This is a genomic window from Bradyrhizobium sp. CCBAU 051011, from assembly GCF_009930815.1.
Lineage (GTDB): Bacteria > Pseudomonadota > Alphaproteobacteria > Rhizobiales > Xanthobacteraceae > Bradyrhizobium.
The window spans coordinates 7644368-7666004 of record NZ_CP022222.1 but is presented as its reverse complement, the minus strand read 5'-3'; the positions used below and the strand labels follow the sequence as shown (position 1 = coordinate 7666004).

Sequence of the window (21637 nt, the reverse complement as noted above, 5' to 3'; positions counted from 1 at the left end):
GATAGGCGGGACGCGCTCCCGTCGTTTCCTTCACCGCCATATCAGGAGATTGCAATGCCGTTCGATTTGATCCTGCGCGGCGGCCGGGTAATTGATCCCTCCCAGAAGCTCGACGCCGTGACGGATATCGCCTTTGCGGGCGGCAAGGTGGCGATGGTCGGAAGCGAACTCAAGGCCGATCCCGGAACCGATGTGCGTGACGTGTCTGACTATGTCGTCACCCCCGGTTTGATCGATTTGCACACCCACGTCTATTGGGGCGGCACCTCCCTCGGCATCGACGCCGAGGAGTTCTGCCGCACCTCCGGCGTGACCACGGCCGTCGATACCGGCAGCGCCGGCCCGGGCAATTTCGCGGGCTTCCGCAAGCACGTCATCGAGCCGAGCCAGGTCCGCATTCTGGCCTATCTGCACGTCTCCCATGCCGGCATCTATGGTTTCTCGCACCGGGTCATGGTCGGCGAGAGCGAGGAGATGCGGCTGATGAACCCGATCGACGCTGTCAGCGTGGCGGAGGCCAACCGCGACCTCATCGTCGGCATCAAGGTGCGGGTAGGGCTCCACGCCTCGGGCACCTCGGGGATCGTGCCGCTCGACATCGCGCTCGAGGTCGCCGAGCAGGTCGGCATGCCGCTGATGGCGCATATCGACCATCCGCCGCCGAGCTACGAGGAGGTGCTCGCCCGCCTGCGTCCGGGCGACGTACTCACGCACGCGTTCCGGCCGTTTCCCAATACGCCCGCCACTTCCCAGGGCACCGTGAAGAGGGTCGTGTTGGAGGCGCGCGAACGTGGGGTTCTTTTCGACATCGGCCACGGCAAAGGCTCATTCGCCTTCAAGACCGCCCGCGCAATGCTTGCCAACGGCTTCTATCCCGACACCATTTCCTCTGATGTCCACGCCCTGTGCATCGACGGGCCGGCATTTGATCAGGTGACGACCATGTCCAAGTTTCTGTGCATGGGCATGCCGCTCCCCGATGTGGTCGCGGGGTCGACGGTGAATGCGGCGATGGCGCTACGGCGTCCCGAACTCGGCAGTCTCAAGCCGGGCAGCGCGGGAGACGCCACCGTCATCTCGGTCCAGCGAGGCCAGTTCGACTATGTCGACGTCGTCGGCGAGCACCTGATCGGCGACCGCAAGATCGTGTCTGAGGGCGTCGTCATTGGGGGCGCTTGGTGGCACCCGAAACAATCGCCGAAATTCAAGCGGCTTGCAGGCTAGGCAGGGCCGCAAATGGATACGACCGCGCGAAAATGTGATCGATCGAAAGTACTTCATGTGTGGTCGGCCGGAAGTCGGCCGGCGCGTGGGCAAGCCGTGCTGGCATACCGCTTGCAAGCAAAAGGAGACTGATTGGCATCGGTTTGACTGGCCCGTTTCACCTCGCGCCGGCCTCGAACCTCCGGCCAATGAATTGGCCGGAATCGCCATTTACCACTGAGACTGGGAGAGCTCCATGGATCGCAGGACTGTGTTGAAGGGATTGGCCGGAGTAGGCAGCCTCGCGGCGACGGGCGGCCTTTCGATGCCGGCGCTTTCCCAAGGCGCTGCGGCGCGCACATTGCGCTTTGTGCCGCAGGCCAATCTCGCGAATTTCGATCCGATCTGGGGGACCCAGTATGTCGTGCGCAACGCCGCTGCGCTGGTGTGGGACACTCTCTACGGCCTCGACGCCACGCTGCAGCCCCAGCGCCAGATGGTCGAGTCCGAGGAGGTGTCTGATGACGGCCTGGTCTGGACCTTTCGGCTTCGGCCGGGGCTGAAGTTTCACGACGGCGAGCCAGTGCTCAGCAAGGACGTGGTGGCGAGCCTGACGCGCTGGTCAGCGCGCGATCCGATGGGCCTGATGATCAAGGCGGTCCAGAACGAGTTGACCGCCGTCGACGCCAGGACCTTCAAATGGTCGCTGAAGGCGCCTTATCCGAAAATGCTGCTGGCGTTGGGCAAGAACAGCACGCCCTGCGCGTTCATCATGCCGGAGCGCATCGCCCAGACCGACCCGTTCAAGCAGATCCCCGAATATATCGGCTCGGGCCCGATGAAGTTCGCAAAGGGCGAATGGGTGCCCGGCGCCAAGGCGGTGTTCGAGAAGTTTGCCGATTATACGCCGCGGCAGGAAAAGGCATCCTGGCTCGCCGGCGGCAAGCAGATGCTGGTTGACCGCATCGAATGGGTGGTGATCCCCGATCCTGCGACGGCGGCGGCAGCACTGCAGAACGGCGAAGTCGATTGGTGGGAGAGCCCCATCACCGATCTCGTGCCGTCGCTGAAGAAGAACCGCAACATCAACGTCGACATCGCCGATCCCCTCGGCAACATCGGTTCATTCCGGATGAACCACCTGCATCCGCCCTTCAACGATGTGAAGGTGCGACGTGCCGTGCTCGCGGCGCTGAGCCAGGAAGACTACATGCGCGCGCTGGTCGGCGACGATACCGCGCTCTGGAAGCCGCTGCCGGGCTTCTTCACGCCGGATACACCGCTCTACACGGAAGAGGGCGGCGAGATCCTGAAAGGCAAGCGCGATCTCGCAATGGCAAAGAAGTTGCTGGCCGAGAGCGGCTATTCAGGCCAGCCGGTCACGTGTGTCGTGGCGCAGGATCAACCGATCACCAAGGCGCAGGGCGATGTCACTGCGGATCTGTTGAAGCAAATGGGCATGAACGTCGACTTCGTCGCGACCGATTGGGGCACGGTCGGTTCCCGCCGCGCCCAGAAGACGCCGCCGGGCCAGGGCGGCTGGGGCATGTTTCACACCTGGCACGCCGGCGCGGACTGCATCAATCCCGCCGCCTACAACGCCATTCGCGGCACTGGCGACAAGGCGTGGTTTGGCTGGCCCACGAGCGAGGCCGTCGAAAAGGAGGTTTTGGCATGGTTCGACGCCAAGAATCTCGACGAGGAGAAGGCTGCGGTGAAGCGCCTCAACAAGGCGGCGATCGAGGACGTGATCTATGCACCGACCGGCTTCTTCCTGAGCTATACGGCGTGGCGCAAGAACGTCTCCGGTATCGCCAAGGGACCGCTGCCCTTCTTCTGGGGCGTGTCGAAGACCGCATGACGACGCAGTAAACCCACATGGTCTCGTATATCCTCCGGCGCGTCCTCTCGACCTTGCCCGTGATGGGGATCGTCGCGCTGTTCGTCTTCAGCCTGCTCTACATCGCGCCGGGCGATCCGGCTGCGGTGATCGCAGGCGACCAGGCGAGCCCCGCCGACGTTGAGCGCATACGCCAGAGCCTTGGCCTCGACCGGCCGTTTCTGGTCCAGTTCGGGACTTGGCTCTGGCATATCCTGCATGGCGATCTCGGCACCTCGATCTTCACCAACCTGCCGGTCGCCGCGATGATCGCGCAGCGCATCGAGCCGACGTTCTCGCTGATGGCGATTACGCTCGTCCTGACCATCCTTGTCGCGGTGCCGCTCGGCGTGGCGGCGGCGTGGAAGGCGGGAAGCTGGGTGGACCGCACCATCATGGCGTTCGCCGTGTTCGCCTTCTCGCTCCCCGTCTTTGTTGTCGGATACGTCCTTGCCTATGTGTTCGCGCTGCAGTTCGAATGGCTTCCCGTGCAGGGCTACACGCCGTTGACCGCGGGCGTCTGGCCCTGGCTGAAGAACCTAATTCTGCCGGCACTTGCCCTCGGCTCCGTCTATATCGCGCTGATCGCGCGCATCACCCGCGCTTCCATGCTCGAGGTGCTGCAACAGGATTATGTCCGCACCGCCCGCGCCAAAGGCCTTGGCCAGCGCAGCATCCTGTTCGTTCACGCGCTGAAAAACGCAGCCGTTCCGATCGTGACGGTGATCGGTATCGGCATCGCCTTGTTGATAGGCGGCGCGGTGGTGACCGAAAGCGTGTTCGCCATTCCGGGCCTCGGCCGGTTGACGATCGACGCGATCCTGCGCCGCGATTACCCGGTCATCCAGGGCATCGTGCTGCTGTTCAGCTTCCTCTATGTGCTCGTCAACCTGATGGTCGACGTCACCTACACCCTGGTCGATCCGAGGATCCGCTATTGAGCATCTCCACCACAAGTACGGCCCCGTTTCCGCCCGGCCTCGTCATTGCGCCGCAACTGCCGGATCTGCTGGTGCCGGTGGCAATCCGGCGCGGTGTGTTCGGCTTCCTGCGTAGTCATCCGACGGTTGCGATCGGCGGCGCCTTGCTGCTCTGCCTAGTGCTGATCGGGATCTTTGCGCCCTGGCTCGGGACCGTCGATCCCACCGCGCTCGCGCCCGCCAAACGTACACGCTTGCCTTCCGCGGATTATTGGTTCGGCACCGATTTGCTGGGCCGCGACATCTATTCACGCGTGCTCTACGGGGCACGGGTCTCGCTCACCGTGGGCTTGTCGGTGGCCGTGCTGTCTTCGCTCGCTGGTCTCGCCATCGGCCTGGTCTCGGGTTTCGTGCGTTGGGCGGACAGCATCCTGATGCGGTTCATGGACGGGCTGATGTCGATCCCGCCGATCCTGCTTGCTGTCGCACTGATGGCGCTGACGCGCGCGAGCGTCGGCAACGTCATCCTGGCCATCACGATTGCCGAAGTCCCGCGCGTCTCGCGGCTGGTGCGCAGTGTCGTGCTGTCGCTACGTGAACAGCCCTACGTGGACGCCGCCACAGCCTCCGGCACGAGAACGCCGATGATCATCCTGCGCCACATCCTGCCCAACACGCTGGCGCCGATGCTGGTCCAGGCAACCTATATCTGCGCCAGCGCCATGATCGTGGAGTCGATCCTCTCTTTCATCGGCGCCGGCACGCCACCCACCATTCCATCCTGGGGCAACATCATGGCCGAAGGCAGGGCGCTGTGGCAGGTCAAGCCCTACATCGTATTCTTTCCCGCCGCGTTTCTGTCCGTCACCGTGCTTGCCGTCAATCTGCTCGGTGACGGCCTGCGTGATGCGCTCGATCCGCGAATGGCCAAGAGCCTCTAGCGCATGATCCGCTCCGGCTTTTCCGATGAGGTTCTGATCTGATGGCGTTGCTCGAAGTCCAGAATCTGCAGACCCATTTTCGAACGCCCGAGGGTATCAATCGGGCGGTCGACGGCGTCTCCTTTCATGTCAATGAAGGCGAGACGCTTGCCATTGTCGGCGAATCCGGCTGCGGCAAGTCGGTCACCTCGATGTCGCTGATGCGGCTCATCGCGGAGCCCCCAGGCAAGATCGCGGGTTCTATCCGGTTCCAGGGCAAGGATCTGCTGCAGCTCTCGGAACGAGAGATGCGCGCGATCCGCGGCAACGAGATATCGATGATCTTCCAGGAGCCAATGACGAGCCTCAATCCGGTGCTGACCGTCGGCCGTCAGATCGGCGAGACGCTGCGGATGCATCAGGGGCTCGACAAGCAGGCTGCCGAGGCGCGCGCGATCGAAATGCTGACATTGGTCGGCATCCCGGAGCCTGCACGGCGCGTGCGCGAGTATCCGCATCAGCTTTCCGGCGGCATGCGCCAGCGCGTGATGATCGCCATGGCGCTCGCCTGCAATCCAAAACTCCTGATCGCCGACGAGCCGACCACGGCGCTTGATGTCACGATCCAGGCGCAGATCCTGCAATTGATGCTGGATCTCAAGCGCCGCGTCGGCGCGGCGATCGTTCTGATCACCCATGATCTCGGCGTGGTTGCTGAAATCGCCGAGCGCGTCATGGTCATGTATGCCGGCCGCAAGGTTGAAGAAGCCCCGGTGGCCGATTTGTTCCGCTCGCCTCGTCATCCCTATACGCAGGGCCTGCTCGGCGCGGTGCCGAAGCTTGGCTCCTCGCTATCAGGCGCAGCGCGGCGGCTCGCCGAGATTCCCGGCCAGGTGCCCAGCCTCAAGGGACGGATCGAGGGCTGTGTCTTTGCCGGGCGCTGTGCGCTGGCGACTGATCTCTGCCGGCAGGTTGCCCCCGGTCTCGAAGAGAAGGGACCTCGCCACATCGCCGCCTGCCACTACGCGCGCAAGGAGGCGGTCGCGGCATGAGCGTCCCGCTGCTCCAGGTCAACGATCTAAAGAAGCATTTTCCGGTCCGCGGCGGCTTGTTCAGCCGCAAGTCCAACTGGGTCTATGCCGTGGACGGCGTGTCCTTTGAGGTCGAGCGTGGCGAGACGCTGGCCCTTGTCGGCGAGTCCGGCTGCGGCAAGTCGACGGTTGGCCGGGCCATCTTGCGGCTGTTCGACATCACCGCCGGCCAGGTGGTGTTGGATGGCCAGCGCATTGACGGTCTTTCACCCGGCGGGCTGCGCAGCATGCGCCGCCGCGTGCAGGTGGTGTTCCAGGATCCGTTCTCTAGCCTCAATCCGCGCATGCGCGTACGCGACATCCTGGCGGAGCCGATCCGCAATTTCGGCCTCGCCAAATCTTCCGCCGAACTCGATGCGAAGGTTGCGGCGCTGATGGACACCGTGCGCCTGCCGCGCGACGCGCTGGGCCGCCGACCGCACGAATTCTCGGGTGGCCAGCGCCAGCGTATCGGCATCGCCCGGGCGCTTGCCGCGGAACCCGAACTGATCGTCTGCGACGAGGCGGTCTCGGCACTCGACGTCTCCGTCAAGGCGCAGATCGTCAACCTGTTGCAGGATCTGCAGCGCGAGTTCGGCCTCGCGCTGCTCTTCATCAGCCACGATCTGGCGATCGTCGAGCATATGACGCACCGTGTTGCCGTCATGTATCTCGGCAAGATCGTCGAGATGGCGCCCAGACAACAAATCTTCACCGCGCCGAGGCATCCTTACACCAAGGCGCTGCTGTCGGCCGTGCCGGTGCCGGAGCCCGGAGCCGTTCGAAACCCGATCATTTTGAAGGGCGACGTGCCGAGCCCGATCAATCCGCCCAGCGGTTGCCGCTTCCACACCAGATGTCCATACGTGTTCGATCGCTGCCGGACGGAAGAGCCGGAGCTTCGGTTGGTGGAAGGCGGTCAATGGGTGGCGTGTCATCTCGACGCGCTGCCGGCGCAGAACTGATGTGCGTGTCGCGGACTGTCTCTGGAATTGACTTCGAGTGAACCAAAACTTTAACTGCTGGCTTCGATTGAGCCGGATAGAGATCCGATCTCCGCAGACTACGTCACCTTCATGCAAGCGCCGCCTTAGATCGAAGCATCCAGAAAGTTAGCCATGCGCGTCATCAATGTTGCCGCTGCCCAGCTGGGCCCGATCCAGAAAGCCGAAAGCCGTGATGCCGTCGTCAAGCGCATGATCGCGCTGATGGATGAAGCCAAGGCGAAGGGCGCCGACCTGATCGTCTATCCGGAACTTGCGCTCACCACGTTCTTTCCGCGCTGGTACATGGAGGATCAGGCCGAGGTTGACACCTGGTTCGAACGCGAGATGCCGAATCCGGCGACAAGACCTTTGTTCGAGCGGGCCGCCCACCACAAGATCGCAATGAATTTTGGCTATGCCGAACTGACGCCGGATGGGCATCACTTCAACACCTGCATCCTCACCGACAAATCCGCAAAAATTGTCGGCAAGTACCGCAAGGTTCATCTGCCCGGTCATTCGGAGTTCGACACGAAACGCGCGTTCCAGCATCTGGAGAAACGCTACTTCGAGCCGGGCGATCTCGGGTTCAACGTCTGGCGCGCACTCGGCGGCATCTTCGGCATGGCTGTCTGCAACGACCGGCGCTGGCCGGAGACCTATCGCGTGATGGGCCTGCAAGGTGTCGAGATGGTGCTGATCGGCTACAACACGCCCTCGTTCAATGCCGAGAAGCCCGAGGAGGGGCCCGAAAAGCGGCTGTTCCACAACCGGCTCTCCGCGCAGGCCGGTGCCTACCAGAACTCGACCTGGGTCGTATGCGTTGCAAAGGCCGGCATCGAAGACGGCCATCCCTTGATCGGCGGCAGCCTGATTGTCGATCCGGACGGCGAGATCGTCGTCGAGGCCAAGACCGAGGAGGATGAGCTGCTGATTCACCCCTGCGATCTCGACGCCACCATCTTCGGCAAGAACACGATCTTCAATTTCGCGCGCCACCGCCGCATTGAACATTACGGCCTGATCACCAGCCGCGCCGGCGCGGTGCCGCCTCCGGAAAACTAGATGTCGGGTATCTCCTTCCGCGAACTTGACCCGCACGACCGGTACAAGCTGCTGTGTGGGGCCGTCGTGCCGCGGCCGATCGCGCTGGTCACGACGCTCGACGAGAATGGTAGCGTCAACGCGGCGCCGTTCAGCTTCTTCAACGTCTTCTCCGAAGATCCGCCCCTTCTTGTGCTCGGCCTGCAGCACAAGGCCGATCTCAGTCCCAAGGACACCACGCGCAACATCCACCGCAGTGGGCAGTTCGTCGTGCATCTGGTAGACGAGGCGCTGGCGGCCGCCATGAACGACTGCGCGGTCGACTTTCCCTCCGGTGACAGCGAAGTGGAGGCGACGGGGCTGAAGACATTGCCGTCGATCGATATCGATGTGCCGAGATTAGCCGTGGCGCCTTTCGCACTCGAATGCCGACAGCATGTCGCGCTCGCCTTCGGGCCCGGCCGCGAACTCCTTGTTGGGGAGGTGCTGCGCCTGCACGCGCGCGAGGGCCTGATCGACCGGGAAAAGATGTATGTCGATTTCGACGTTTACCGGCCGATCGGGCGCTTGTTCGGCAATCTCTACGCTGCCCAGCGCGACACCTTCGCACTGGCGCGCGAAAGCCACGCGCAGTGGCTCGCGCGCAACGGAGCGGCCGAAACGTCCGACCAAAGTCAGTGATGCGAGAACTGTACCGTGCCCAGCGCCATGGTCACGGCCGCCTGGGTCGGGTCGATCACGGGAATCCCGAGCGCCTGCTCCAGCGGCCGGCGGTGCCGCGCCATGCCGGCACAACCCATCACGATGGCGCCGGATCCGTCTTCGTCCTTGAGCGCGCGCCCGACCTCGATCATCTTCGCGAGCGTCCCTTCGCCCGACGCGGTCTCAGCCACGCTCATGTTGAGCGGCCGTTCCCTGGTCAGGCGATCCATCAGGCCCATCTGCCTGAGGTAGCGGACATGGCGGCGGATCGAGCGCTGTGCGATCGCAATAACGCCGAAGGTTTCGGCGCGCGCCAGCGCCGTCAGCACGCCGCATTCGGCGATGCCGAACACGGGCCGGTCGGTTGCTTCGCGGCAGACATGCAGACCCGGATCGCTATAGCAGGCAATGACGAAGGCAGCCGAATGGTTGTCGCCTTCGACGAGGCGGCGCAGCGGCATCGCCACGCCATCGACGTCGGCCTGGCTCTCGATCCCGTAAGGACCCTCGGTCAGCGTTTCGCAGACGATCTCCGGTCCGCCTTCAAAGTCGAGCGGCTTCAAGGCTTGCTCCAGCCCTTGTGTCACGAGCTGGTTGGAATTGGGATTGATGACGAGAATGCGTGACCGGGACATGGTGTTTTCCTGCGGGATGCGTCGGTTGATCCTGCGAGATCGACGCGCAACAAGACGACAATGGAAGCAATGACCATGCCATCCAGTGATGCATGGTCCACTGTCTGCTGTGAAAGCGCAAGGGAGGGTAACGGTACGATCTGTGCTTTTATTCGGGAAATGCAAGACCTAGGATTCAGGACACAATATTCGGGGAGTTTGTCATGACCGAGCCCGCCTACGACCTTCTCATTCGCGGCGGACGCGTCGCGACCGTAAGCGACGTGTTCGAGGCCGACGTCGCCATTTCCGGTGAGACGATCGCAGCCGTCGGCCGCGGGCTACCGGGCGCGCGGCGGGAGATCGACGCGCGGGGCAAGCTGGTTCTCCCCGGCGGTGTCGACAGCCACGCCCATATCGAGCAACTCTCGGCCGCTGGCATTGTGAACGCCGACACGTTCGAGAGTGCGACTGTTTCGGCGGCCTTCGGCGGCACCACCACCGTGATCCCGTTCGCGGCCCAGCACGTTGGCATGAAGCTGCCGCAAGTGCTGGAGGAATATCACGCGCTGGCAAGAAAGGGCGCGGTCATTGATTATGCATTTCACATGATCATCGCCGATCCGACCAGGGAAACGCTGGAAGCGGATCTGCCCACGCTGATCAAGCAGGGCCATGGTTCGATCAAGATCTTCATGACCTATGATCGCCTGAAAATCGACGACGAACCGCTGCTCGACATTCTGCTTGCGGCGCGCGACGGTGGCGCGATGCTCTGTGCCCATGCCGAGAACCACGGCATCATCTCCTGGATGGTGAAGCGGCTGCTGGCGCGCGGCTATACCGATCCAAAATATCATGCCATCAGCCACGCCCGCGTCTCGGAAGCGGAGGCCTTCAACCGGCTGATCGGCATGGCCGCGTTGATCGACCAGCCGATCATGATCTTTCACGTGTCGACGGCCGAAGGTGCCAAGGTGATCCGCGATGCGCGCGGGCAGGGGCTGAAGGTGTTCGCCGAGACCTGCCCGCAATATCTCTTTCTCACCGCCGACGATCTCGACAAGCCCGGCGTGGAAGGCGCCAAATGGATGTGCAGCCCGCCGTCGCGTCGCGCCGCTGACCAGGAAGCGTTGTGGCAGGCGCTTGCCCTCGGCGATCTCCAGACCGTTTCGTCCGATCACGCGCCGTACCGGTTCGATGAGACCGGAAAACTGCGCGCCGGCCCCAATCCCAATTTCAAGCAGGTGGCAAACGGTCTGCCCGGCCTCGAAGTCCGCTTGCCACTGCTGTTCGATGCCATGGCTTCAAAGGGCCGATTGGGCCTCGAAAAATTCGTCGAACTGACCGCGACCGCACCGGCAAAGATCTACAATTTGCATCCGCGCAAGGGCTCAATCGCGGTCGGCGCCGATGCTGACATCGCGATCTGGGATCCGGCGCGAGAGGTCACACTGAGCGATGCGATGATGCATGATCTGGCGGGCTACACGCCCTTCGCCGGCCGCAAGCTGCGCGGCTGGCCAGTGACCGTGCTGTCGCGCGGGCGCGTCATCGTGGCGGACGGCAAACGCTCGGTCGGAGCGGGCTCCGGGCGCTTCCTTCCGCGTACGGGCGGCGAGGCAGCGAAACCGACCGGGCGCCTGATGCCGGACATGGATCCCGAACAGAATTTTGGCGCGACCCTGCTGTGATCCGTCCGCCGCAATGTCGGATTGAGCGATGAGAGTCCTTGTCTTCGGCGGCGCCGGTTTCGTCGGGCTCAATATCGCCGCGGCACTGCTGGCGCGCGATCATGCGGTGACGTTGTTCGACCGCGCGGGCTTGCCGCCTGAGGCAAGGAAGGAGTTTGCCCTTCACGGCGATCGGCTGACGGCGATCCAGAGCGATGTCACGGATAGTCAGGCCGTGGAAGCGGTGATCGCGTCGGGTTATGACGCCATCATTCTGGGCGCAGCGATCACCGCCGGACCGGCGCGTGAGGCGAGTGATCCCGAGACCATCTTACGGGCAAACCTGTTGGCTCAGACGCCGATCCTGATTGCGGCGCGAAGCAGCGGCGTTAAACGCATCATCAATCTGTCGTCCGCGGCGGCCTACGGCGCGAGCGCATTCCGGGACGTGCTGCTCGATGAAGAGACTCTCTGCGATCCGGCCTCGCTCTATGCCATCACCAAATTCGCTTCCGAGAAAGTTGCCGCGCGTCTGGCCAGTCTCTGGCAATGCGAGATCATCAGCATGCGGTTGAGCGCGGTGTTCGGGCCCTGGGAGCGGAGCAACGACGTGCGCGACACGCCAAGCCCGCAGGCCCAGATTCTGGCCGCGATGCAAGACGGGCGCGAGGCGGTTCTGCCGCGTCCGGGCGTCAGGGACTGGATCTATGCCGTGGATATTGCGGAGGCCGTGACATTGCTGATCGAGGCCGCGAAGCCGGAGCATCAGCTCTATAACATTTCAACCGGCGTGGAATGGTCGGCGCTGCAATGGGGCCAGGAACTGGCCGCCTTGCATCCCGGCTTCATCTGCCGGCTGACGGATACCAGTGAAGTGGCAACGGTCGACCTGCATAGTCCGGCCGACCGGGCACCGCTGTCGGTCGCGCGCATGGCAAAGGAGTTCGGCTGGCGCGCGCGGTTCGGCTGCGCGGATTCGGCTGCCGATCTGAGCCGTTGGTGGACCGGGCATCGAGGGGGAGCCTGACATGAGACTGGCAGGGCGGACCGCGATCGTGACCGGCTCCGGCTCCGGCATCGGCCGGGCCAGCGCGGTGCTTTTCGCTAAGGAAGGTGCCTTTGTTGCGCTGGTCGATCGCGACCGCGCGGGCTTGCAGGAGACGCTGGCGGCGATCGAGGGCGCCAAAGGCGAAGCATCGGTCCATGTCGGCGATGTCAGCGAGGTCGATTTCGCGAAAGATACCGTGGGCGATGTCTTGGCGCGGCGCGGGCGGCTGGATGTGCTGATGGCCGCTGCCGGCTTTTCCTGCGGCGGCACGGTGCTGACCACCGATCCCGACGATTGGGATGCGGTGTTCCGTACCAATGTCGGTGGTACCTGGCTTTGGTCACGCGCGGTGGTGCCCGAGATGCAGCGGCAAGGCGGCGGCTCGATCATCACGCTGGCATCGCAACTCGCAATCGCCGGCGGCAAGGGCAACAGCGCCTATATCGCCGCGAAGGGGGCGATCATCAGCCTGACCCGGACGATGGCGCTCGACTTCGCAGCCGACGGCATCCGCGTCAATGCGATTGCGCCGGGCGCCATCGACACACCGATGCTGCGGCGCAGTTTTGCCCGTCACGCCGACCCCGAGCCGGTGCAAGAAGCATCGCGCAACCGTCACGCCATGAAGCGGTTTGGCAAGGCAGAGGAGGTGGCCGAGGCCGCGCTCCATCTTGCCAGCGATGCGTCTTCCTTTACGACCGGCACCGTGATGGTGGTCGATGGCGGTTGGCTCGTAGCATGAGTAGCGCCCTTATCGCTCTCGAAGCCCGGGTTCGCGCCGATCTTGCCAAGACCGCGCATCCGGATGCCGCGTGGCTTACGCCCAGACTCGCGCCGGACGACAGACCGGCACTGGATGTGCTCGTGGTAGGCGCGGGCCAATCGGGTCTCGCGACAGCGTTTGGGCTGATGCGTTCGCAAGTGAGCAACATCCTTGTGCTCGACAAATCCGAGGAGGGATGGGAAGGGCCGTGGCTCACCTATGCCCGCATGCATACGCTGCGCAGTCCGAAGCATTTCACCGGGCCTGATCTTGATATTCCCAGCCTGACCTACCAGTCCTGGCACGAGGCGCGCTTCGGTGAGCAGGATTGGCGGAATCTCGACCTGATTTCGCGCGAGCATTGGGCGGAATACCTGCTCTGGTTCAGGAGCGTCCTGGACCTGCCGGTGCGCAATGGTTGCGAGGTCATCGAGATTTCGCCTACAGCAGGTGGATTGCTCGCGGCCAAGGTGCAGACCACTGATGGTGTCGACATTGTCTTTGCGCGCAAGATCGTGCTGGCGACGGGGCAGGAAGGCATGGGCGACTGGACCGTTCCGGAGCCGCTGCGCCATCTGCCGCCGTCGCTTTGCGTGTATGCGGCGCAGCCGATCGACTTCGCGCGTCTGCGTGGCAAACGGGTTGCGGTGATCGGCGCCGGGGCCTCGGCTTTCGACAATGCCGCGACCGCGCTGGAGGCTGGCGCGGCCGAGGTGCATCTGTTTTGCCGCAGGGCGGAGATCCAGGTGATCCAGCCCTATCGTTGGCTTACCTTCCGCGGCTTCCTTCGGCATTTTTGCGATCTGGATGATGCCTGGCGCTGGCGCTTCATGCGCGCCGTTCTGGAGATGCGGGAAGGCTTTCCGCAAGCGACCTACGATCGCTGCGCCCGCCATGCCAATTTTTATCTGCAAGAGAGCGCACCGATCGAAGCCGCCAGGGAAACGGCTCGCGGTGTCGAACTGCAGACGCCGCGGGGCGGGTTCGCAACCGACTTCGTGATTTGCGGCACCGGCATCGACATGAATTTTGCAGGCCGGCCCGAGCTGCGAAACTGCGCCGCCAACATCGCAACCTGGGCCGACCGCTACCAGCCGCCGCCGGACGAGCGCAGCCCGCGGCTTGGGCGCTTTCCCTATCTCGCTGACGACTATGCGCTGATGGAGCGCATCGCAGGCGAAACGCCCTGGATTGCGGATGTCCATGTCTTCGCGATCGCCTCCACCATGAGCTTCGGCGCGTCGGGCTCATCGATCAATGCGATGACCACGGCGGTGCCGAAACTCGTGCATGGGTTGACACGCGGCCTGTTTCGCGCGGACATCGAACGGCACTGGGCTTCGTTCAAGGCGTATGACGTGCCTCAGGCGGTCGTCGAGCGGCAAGTGCCGGCCGCCGGCGAGAAACGGTGAAACGATTTCGATGACGTTAGGGAGCTTGGCTCATACCTACTATGCTTGTGCTTCCGGCGGGTCTGGTTGGCATATCCCTTGCTTTTAAGTTGATGTTCTCATTCAGAAAACTTGGCAAAACAGGGAATAAGTCCGATGAGCGTTACAGGATCCAGGCGTCTGCTTCCGGTGGCTGCCTTTATTGCGGTTTCGTTGGCTGCTGGATCGGTGCAGGCGCAAACGCGCGCCGAAACATTGCGCTACGTGACCGGCGCTTCCGTCAATACGCTCGACCCGAATATTCCAGGGTCGACCCGCGAAGCTTTTGCGGTGAGTCTGAGTACCTACGACCGGCTGGTTTCCTTCGGCCGCAAGCAGCTCAACGGCAAATGGGTGTTTGACCTCAGCAAGATCACGGGGGAGCTGGCGGAAACGTACGAAGTCAGCCCGGACGGGCTGAAGATGACATTCCGCCTGCGCAAGGACGCCAAGTTTCAGGACGGCACGCCGGTAACGGCGGAAGACGTCAAATGGTCGCTTGACCGGGTTGTCACGGCGCCGGTTCTCGGCAAGGCACAGCTCCTTACGGGATCGATGACATCGGCTGACCAGTTCAAGGTGATCGATCCCTTGACCATCGAGGTGACGTTGCCGAAACCGGATAAATTGGCGCTTCCCAATCTCGCGACCGTCTATCCGATCATCTTCAACTCCAAGGTTGCGAAGGCGCATGCGACGCCAGACGATCCCTGGGCACTGGCATGGTTGAAGGAGAACACGGCCGGTAGCGGCGCCTACAAGATCGAGATCTTCAAGCCCGGCGAGCAGGTGATCATGGCGCGTAACGCGGAATGGAATCGCGGCACCGCCGACAAGTCGGCGTTCTTCAAGCGCGTCATCGTGCAGTCGGTGCCGGAGCCGGCGACGCGCGCCAATCTGGTCGAGCGCGGTGACGCCGATCTCGTCATCGATCTGCAGGCGAGTGACGTCCAGTCGCTCGAGGCAAAGGCCAAGCTGAAGGTGATCTCGACGCCCCAGTACAACGCCGTCACCTTCGTCTCGATGAACAACCAGATCCCGCCATTCGATAACGTCAATGTGCGCCGCGCCATCGCCTTTGCGTTGCCCTATGACGACATGTTCAAGGCGGCACTGTTCGGCCGCGGCTCGCCGCTGTTCGGCGCGACATGGGCGGATGGCAAGCCATCGAGCGGCGCCTATCCGATCCCGCAGCCGGTGAAGCTCGACCTCGACAAGGCCAAGGAATATCTGAAGGCGGCAGGCATGCCTGACGGCTTCTCGACCACGTTCAGCTTCAATGTCGGCCAGGCGTCGACCGCCGAACCGATGGCGGCGCTGGTGAAGGAATCGCTGGCCAAGATCGGGATCAAGGTCGATATCCAGAAGCTGCCGGATGCCCAGATGTCGACGCAGATCAATGAGAAAAAGCTTCCCTTCTTCACCGAGGGTATCGTCGCTTGGCTGCCGTCGACCGACTATTTCTACCGCAACTTCTACACCGGCAATCAGCGCTGGAATTACTCGTCGATCAACAATCCGGAACTGGTGGAGATCGCGCAGAAAGCTCGTTTCGAACCCGATGCGGCCAAGTATGAGGAAGACGGCATCAAGCTCAACGCCATCCATTTCAGCGAGATACCGCAGATACCGCTCTGGCAGCCCAGCCAGGACGCCGTGATGGCGTCCTCGGTCGAGGGTTACACCTACCAGTTCCACCGCCAGGTGGACTATCGCGATCTCAATCGCAAGTAACAGGTCAGTCAGATGCAGGCCCTTGGAGCAACGGTGGTACGGGCGGGCAGGCGCTTCCTGTCCTCGCTGCCGGCGCTCTTTGGCGTGCTCGTCTTCACCTTCCTCTTGATGCGGGTGCTGCCGGGGGATCCCGCGGTGTTCTTCGCTTCGGGGCCGAATGCTGGCAAAGAGGAGATCGAGGTCATCCGCAAGCAGATGGGCCTCAACAAGCCGGTGCCGGAACAACTGATGCTGTATCTCTATGATGTCGGCAGCGGCAATCTCGGCAGATCGATGATGACCGGGCAGCTGGTCACGAAGGACCTCCGCGAGCGGCTGCCGGCTTCGCTGGAGCTTACCTTCACGGCGCTGTTGATCGCACTGGTGACGGCGGTGCCGCTCGGTGTGCTAGCGGCGCTGAGACCGGGCTCCCTCATCGACCACGGCGTGCGGTTTTTCTGCGCGCTTGGCGTCTGCGTACCGACGTTCGTTTCGGGCCTGCTGCTGATCTATGTGTTCTACTACCTGCTCGGGCTCGCGCCCGACCCGACCGGCCGGGTTGATATCTTTGCGTCGCTGCCGCCCCGGCGGACCGGCTTCCTGCTGATCGACTTCCTGCTCGCAGGCGATTTCGATGGATGGTGGGCCGCCTTCAGGCAATTGATCTTGCCGGCGCTGAGCATGGCGCTGTTCGTGGTGGCGCCGCTAGCGCGCATCACGCGGGCCTCGATGCTGGTCTCGTTGGGCAGCGATTTCGTACGCACCGCGCGTTCCGTAGGCCTTCCCTGGTGGCGGGTCGTCGTCACCTATGCACTCCGAAACGCCATACTGCCGGTCATTACCATCGCAGGCATCGTGTTCTCGACCATGCTCGGCGCCAATGTTCTGGTCGAGAAGGTGTTCTCCTGGCCGGGCGTCGCCTCCTACGCGCTCGATGCGCTGCTGTCTTCCGATTATGCGCCGGTGCAGGGTTTTGTGCTGCTGATGGCCACCGTGTTTGTGATCGTCAATCTGCTGGTGGATATCCTTTATGGCATCGCCGATCCACGGGTGACAATCGGATGACCTCAGCGACGCTTCGCCATGCCGGCTGGATCCTGCGCGGCAACCCGCTCACCGCCGTTGCCGCTGCCGGCGTTTTCCTGCTTGCACTCATCGCGATTTTCGGGCCGTGGATCGTGCCGTACGATCCGATCGTCTCGAACGTGTCGCAAGCCCTGATGCCACCGAGCGCGGCGCACATCGCCGGTACCGATCAGCTCGGCCGCGACGTGTTCAGCCGCCTTATCGTTGCAGCACGGCTCGATCTCGCCATTGCCGTTTCGGCGGTCGGAATCTCCTTTGCCATCGGAGCCGTTATCGGCGCGATCTGCGGCTATGTCGGCGGCCGGCTCGATCGCGGCGTCGGCCGCTTCGTCGATGTCGTGATGGCCTTTCCGCTTTTCGTGCTGGCAATGGCGATGGTCGCGGCACTCGGCAACCGGGTCGAGAACATCGTTATCGCGACGGCCATCATCAATCTGCCGTTCTACATCCGGTTTGCGCGGGCGGAGGTGAATGTCCGCCGCAATGTCGGCTGGGTTGAAGCGGCGCGCGCCTGCGGCGACAGCCACCTCTCGGTCGTGCTGCGCTTCCTGCTCCCGAACGTGCTGCCGGCCATGGCCGTGCAGATATCGCTCAATCTCGGCTGGGCGATCCTCAATGCGGCTGGACTCTCCTTCATCGGCCTCGGCGTCAAACCGCCAACGCCGGAATGGGGCATCATGGTTGCGGAGGGCGCGCGCTTCATTTCCACCGGCAAATGGTGGCTGGTCGCCTTTCCAGGCCTGGCGCTGATGCTGACGGTGCTGTGCTTCAACCTGCTCGGCGACGGGGTGCGCGATATTCTTGACCCCCGCATGCGAACATGACCCAGTCGCTGCTCGCACTGAGCGACCTGCACGTGACCTTCTCGACGCGGCGTGGCCTTGTCGAGGCGGTGCGCGGTGTCACGCTGTCGCTTGGCGAGGGCGAGATGCTCGGCCTTGTCGGCGAGAGCGGCTCGGGCAAGTCCGTCACCGGCTTTGCGATCACGCGGCTGCTCGATGCGGCCGGGCGGGTCACGGCAGGCCATATCCGGTTTCGTGGGCAGGACATCACGCGAATATCGGCGGGTGATTTCCGCCATCTGCACGGCGCGGCGATGGCGATGATCTTCCAGAACCCGCGTGCAGCACTCAATCCGATCCGTGCCGTCGGCGACCAGATCGCCGATGCGATCACGGCCCACAAGCGAATGCCCCGCGATCAGGCGCGCGCGCAGGCGCTGGAGCTGCTGCGCGCCGTGCAAATTCGCGATCCCGAAAAGCGGATGGCTGCTTACCCGCACGAGCTCTCCGGCGGCATGTGCCAGCGTGTGATGATCGCCATGGCGATTTCCTGCAACCCGGCGCTCCTGATCGCCGACGAGCCGACCACCGGCCTCGACGTCACGACGCAGAAGGTCGTGATGGACCTTCTGATCGGCATTGCGGCCGAGCGCGGCATGGCGACCATCCTGATCACCCATGACCTCGGTCTCGCCGCCCGCTACTGTCGCCGCGTCGTGGTGATGGAGCAGGGCCGGCTGGTCGAGGAGGCCGAGCCGAAGACTCTCTTCCACGCGCCACAACACCCTTACACCAAACGTCTGGTGGCGGCTTCGCCCACGGCGAGTTCGCGGATCGCGGATTTGGTGCCGGAAGAGGAGCGGGGGCGGCAAATTGCGACGCACGTCGCATCCCGGCCGGAGCCGGCGCCGGGTACCCCGCCGCTGCTGGAGGTGCAGAAACTCGTTAAGCGGTTCGATCAGGGTGCCGCGGCGGTAGCAGATTTTTCAATGACGATCACCGCCGGCGAGAGCGTCGGTCTGGTTGGCGAATCCGGTTCCGGCAAGAGCACGACGTCGCGCATCATCTGCCGGCTGATCGATCCGAGCGAGGGGGAGATCGCGTTCGAGGGACAGTCGATCGGCCATATCCCGGCCCGCGATTTTCACCGGTCGCCGTTTCGCAAGGATATCCAGATCGTCTTTCAGGATCCGAACGACAGCCTCAATCCGCGTTTCACCGCCTTTGATTGCATCGCCCATCCGCTGCTGCGGCTTGGCGGCATGCGCCCGGGCGACGCGCTACGGCAGCGAGTGGAAGAGTGTGCGCAGCGCGTGGGATTGGGGATCGAATTGCTGACGCGCTTTCCGCATCAACTCTCAGGCGGTCAAAAGGCCCGTGTCGGCATTGCCCGCGCCATCGCCTGCCGGCCGCGCCTCTTGGTGCTGGACGAGCCGACGGCGGCGCTGGATGTCTCGGTGCAGGCGGTGGTGCTTCAACTGCTTGACCGGTTGCGGCGCGAGGATGATTTGGCCTTCCTTTTTGTCAGCCACGACCTCAACGTCGTTCGCATGATGTGCGATCGAACCATCGTTCTGCAGAACGGCCGCATCGTCGAACAGGGCGAAAGCCGGGCCATGTTTGACAATCCGAAAACCGCTTACACACGCGAACTGGTCGATGCCGTGCCGCATATCGAGCCCGGGCTAGCTGCGTTCGCGACCTGACACCATTGACGGCCACGACCCACTGCAAGGAGCCGCTTCCGCTCGATCAGTTGCGGCGGCGTTCCTCTGCGTCCATTGGAATGCACCGCGGTCGAATGACTACAAATTATGCAGTACGAATTAAAAAGGCGGCAGATGACACCGTGGTGCTCAATCGAATAGGGCAGTACCGCTGTCGCGATTGGAGTGCGCTGCGACGATGCGCTGCATCATTTCGACGAATACGGCCTGCTCCCGTTCACTTAAATTATCGAGCGTGGCGCGGTGCGCGGCCCGCGCTGATGCCTCGATTTTTGCCAGAAGCGCCGCTCCCGCCGGCGTCAATTTACAGAGCCGCGCGCGGCGGTCCTCATCATTTACGGCTCTCTCGACATAATTGTGAGCGGCCAGCCGCTTGAGCGCGCCGGTCGTCGTCGTCCTGTCCAACGCGATATCGGCCGCCAACGTGGTCTGATCGGCGGTTTTCCGCACCGCGAGCGCCGAAAGCAGGCTGTATTGCAGCGGCGTCACCTCGAATTCTCCGCACGCTTCCTGGAACAGCGCGACGTGAATCTGATGCAGCCGCCGGATCAGAAAGCCCGGTCGTTCTGACAGCGGCCACGGGCGATGTCTGGTCTCGCCATGACGCTTTTTTGCTTTCCGCAACGCACTCTCCCAGCCTCGGAACGTCAGCGCGAATAGCTCGATTCGATCGGCTTCGCCACGGGAAGATCATGGCATGAAGTTTGCTCTTGTAAAATACGAAGTATGCTTCGTATTCTGGCGACGGCGGGGTGACGCCGCCGGCGAAGACAGGAGAGATTGTTCATGTCGATCAGCGCCACCTTCGACCAGCTTCTGCGCGGCGGCCGCGTGATCTGCCCGGCCTCCGGCATCGACGGGATCAGGGATGTCGCCATCCGCAATGGCAAGATCGCGGCGGTGCAGAGCGACATTTTGCCGACCAGCGCCAGAGAGGTGATCGACGTAACCGGCAAGCTGGTATTGCCGGGCCTCATCGATACCCACGCGCATGTCTATCAGTATGTCACCGGCCGCTTCGGCATGAATGCCGACATGGTGGGCGTCCAGTCCGGCGTGACGACCTTGGTCGATCAAGGTGGCCCGTCCTGCATGACGCTGCCCGGTTTCCGACACTTCGTCGCCGAGCCTGCGAAATCGCGCGTTTATGCCTTCCTGTCGGCTTACCTGGTCGGTGGGCTCGAGGGCCATTACTATCCGCAACTCTATAGTCCTGAAGGTGTCGATATCGACGCCACGGTGAAGGCGGCGACGGCCAATCTCGACATTGTTCGCGGCATCAAGGCTCATGCCGAGATCGGCGGTTTCGCGCGTTGGGGTATTCGCGTTATCGAAATGGCGGCGGAGATTGGACGCCGCGCAGATCTGCCGGTCTATGTGCACTTCGGCCAGCTCTGGGGCCTGCCTGAAAGCGGCACCAATGGCGAAGACGTCGATACGATTTTGGCGCGCGTGATTCCCTTGCTGCGAGAAGGCGACGTGCTGGCGCATCCCTTCACGCGTCATCCCGGAGGCTTCGTCAACCGTGACGGTGAAGTGCATCCGGTGATCCAGGCGGCGCTCGATCGCGGCTTGAAGGTCGACGTTGGTCACGGCAGTCATTTCTCCTATCGTCTCGCCAGGAAAGCGATCGCCGCTGGAATCATTCCGACCACGCTCGGCGCTGATATTCACGGTTACAATACCCATGTGCCTGCGCCCGCCGGCACACCCGACCAGCATGAGGACGACGAAAATCATCCCTTCGCCGGCCAGGCCAAGTTCAGCCTGGTCCAGGCGATGAGTTCGATGATGGCGCTCGGGCTCACGCTCGAGCAGGTCGTGCCGATGGTCACATCCAACCCGGCCAGGATGCTCGATCGGGTTGACGAAATCGGCGCCCTCAAGATCGGCAGGGACGCCGACGTCTCGGTGATCGGAGAGCGAACCGGACGATTTGCCCTTCGTGACAACGAGAACAATGAAGTCGTCGCTGAGCGTCTGCTGCAGCCTGAGTTCTGCTTGCGCGCGGGTGCGCGATACGACGCAGTGGCGCCAATTTTGCCGCAGGCGGTTGCGGCGTAGGAGCAGCATCAGC

At 63.1% G+C, this 21637-nt stretch carries 19 protein-coding genes; 17 read left to right on the top strand and 2 right to left on the bottom strand.

Annotation, left to right across the window (positions count from 1 at the left end):
- The first annotated feature begins 54 nt into the window (after positions 1-54).
- The 8 genes from ACH79_RS36185 (at position 55) to ACH79_RS36150 (ending at position 8703) form a co-directional block, all read left to right on the top strand.
- On the top strand, positions 55-1224 hold the full coding sequence (locus ACH79_RS36185; protein ID WP_161855198.1) for an amidohydrolase/deacetylase family metallohydrolase: 1170 nt from the start codon (positions 55-57) through the stop codon (positions 1222-1224).
- Positions 1225-1459: 235 nt separating this feature from the next.
- On the top strand, positions 1460-3064 hold the full coding sequence (locus tag ACH79_RS36180; RefSeq protein ID WP_161855197.1) for an ABC transporter substrate-binding protein: 1605 nt from the start codon (positions 1460-1462) through the stop codon (positions 3062-3064).
- Positions 3065-3081: 17 nt separating this feature from the next.
- The gene (locus ACH79_RS36175; RefSeq protein WP_161855196.1) at positions 3082-4023 is read left to right on the top strand and encodes an ABC transporter permease; all 942 of its coding nucleotides are present in this window, start codon (positions 3082-3084) and stop codon (positions 4021-4023) included.
- On the top strand, positions 4020-4943 hold the full coding sequence (locus ACH79_RS36170; protein WP_161855195.1) for an ABC transporter permease: 924 nt from the start codon (positions 4020-4022) through the stop codon (positions 4941-4943). Before ACH79_RS36175 ends, ACH79_RS36170 begins: the two co-directional genes overlap by 4 nt.
- Positions 4944-4984: 41 nt before the next feature.
- On the top strand, positions 4985-5974 hold the full coding sequence (locus ACH79_RS36165; RefSeq protein ID WP_161855194.1) for an ABC transporter ATP-binding protein: 990 nt from the start codon (positions 4985-4987) through the stop codon (positions 5972-5974).
- Complete coding sequence (locus tag ACH79_RS36160) at positions 5971-6957, top strand: ABC transporter ATP-binding protein (RefSeq protein WP_161855193.1); 987 nt, start codon at positions 5971-5973, stop codon at positions 6955-6957. The genes ACH79_RS36165 and ACH79_RS36160 overlap by 4 nt, the downstream gene beginning before the upstream one ends.
- Before the next feature lie 153 nt (positions 6958-7110).
- Entirely contained in the window at positions 7111-8043 is a 933-nt protein-coding gene (locus ACH79_RS36155; protein ID WP_161855192.1) for an N-carbamoyl-D-amino-acid hydrolase, read from the top strand.
- Complete coding sequence (locus ACH79_RS36150; RefSeq protein WP_161855191.1) at positions 8044-8703, top strand: flavin reductase family protein; 660 nt, start codon at positions 8044-8046, stop codon at positions 8701-8703.
- Here ACH79_RS36150 and ACH79_RS36145 read toward each other — a convergent pair.
- Positions 8697-9359, bottom strand: a complete 663-nt coding sequence (locus ACH79_RS36145; protein ID WP_161855190.1) for an aspartate/glutamate racemase family protein — start codon at positions 9357-9359, stop codon at positions 8697-8699. The genes ACH79_RS36150 and ACH79_RS36145 overlap by 7 nt on opposite strands.
- 203 nt (positions 9360-9562) lie before the next feature.
- Between ACH79_RS36145 and hydA the strand changes: the two genes are divergently transcribed.
- From hydA to nikE, 8 genes are all read left to right on the top strand, one after another.
- The gene (gene hydA, locus ACH79_RS36140; protein WP_161855189.1) at positions 9563-11032 is read left to right on the top strand and encodes a dihydropyrimidinase; all 1470 of its coding nucleotides are present in this window, start codon (positions 9563-9565) and stop codon (positions 11030-11032) included.
- A 28-nt stretch (positions 11033-11060) separates the two neighbouring features.
- Positions 11061-12038 (top strand): NAD(P)-dependent oxidoreductase, encoded by a 978-nt coding sequence (locus ACH79_RS36135; protein ID WP_161855188.1) that lies wholly within the window; start codon positions 11061-11063, stop codon positions 12036-12038.
- Position 12039: 1 nt separating this feature from the next.
- A complete protein-coding gene (locus ACH79_RS36130) occupies positions 12040-12801 on the top strand; it encodes an SDR family oxidoreductase (RefSeq protein ID WP_161855187.1) in 762 nt (253 codons plus the stop codon).
- On the top strand, positions 12798-14234 hold the full coding sequence (locus ACH79_RS36125) for an NAD(P)-binding domain-containing protein (RefSeq protein ID WP_161855186.1): 1437 nt from the start codon (positions 12798-12800) through the stop codon (positions 14232-14234). The genes ACH79_RS36130 and ACH79_RS36125 overlap by 4 nt, the downstream gene beginning before the upstream one ends.
- A 135-nt stretch (positions 14235-14369) precedes the next feature.
- A complete protein-coding gene (locus ACH79_RS36120) occupies positions 14370-15986 on the top strand; it encodes an ABC transporter substrate-binding protein (RefSeq protein WP_161855185.1) in 1617 nt (538 codons plus the stop codon).
- 12 nt (positions 15987-15998) lie between these two features.
- Complete coding sequence (locus ACH79_RS36115) at positions 15999-17030, top strand: ABC transporter permease (RefSeq protein ID WP_161855184.1); 1032 nt, start codon at positions 15999-16001, stop codon at positions 17028-17030.
- Positions 17027-17875 carry an ABC transporter permease gene (locus tag ACH79_RS36110; protein WP_161855183.1) on the top strand — a complete coding sequence of 283 codons (849 nt, stop codon included), beginning with the start codon at positions 17027-17029 and terminating at the stop codon, positions 17873-17875. The genes ACH79_RS36115 and ACH79_RS36110 overlap by 4 nt, the downstream gene beginning before the upstream one ends.
- Positions 17872-19539: an ABC transporter ATP-binding protein gene (gene nikE / locus ACH79_RS36105; RefSeq protein ID WP_161855182.1), complete on the top strand. Its 1668-nt coding sequence runs from the start codon at positions 17872-17874 to the stop codon at positions 19537-19539. Before ACH79_RS36110 ends, nikE begins: the two co-directional genes overlap by 4 nt.
- 150 nt (positions 19540-19689) lie before the next feature.
- Here nikE and ACH79_RS36100 read toward each other — a convergent pair whose 3' ends face one another.
- A complete protein-coding gene (locus ACH79_RS36100; protein ID WP_246738266.1) occupies positions 19690-20049 on the bottom strand; it encodes a MarR family winged helix-turn-helix transcriptional regulator in 360 nt (119 codons plus the stop codon).
- A gap of 297 nt (positions 20050-20346) precedes the next feature.
- On the opposite strand from ACH79_RS36100, the gene ACH79_RS36095 reads away from it, so the two are divergent.
- A complete protein-coding gene (locus tag ACH79_RS36095) occupies positions 20347-21624 on the top strand; it encodes an amidohydrolase/deacetylase family metallohydrolase (protein ID WP_161855181.1) in 1278 nt (425 codons plus the stop codon).
- Positions 21625-21637: the final 13 nt, after the last annotated feature.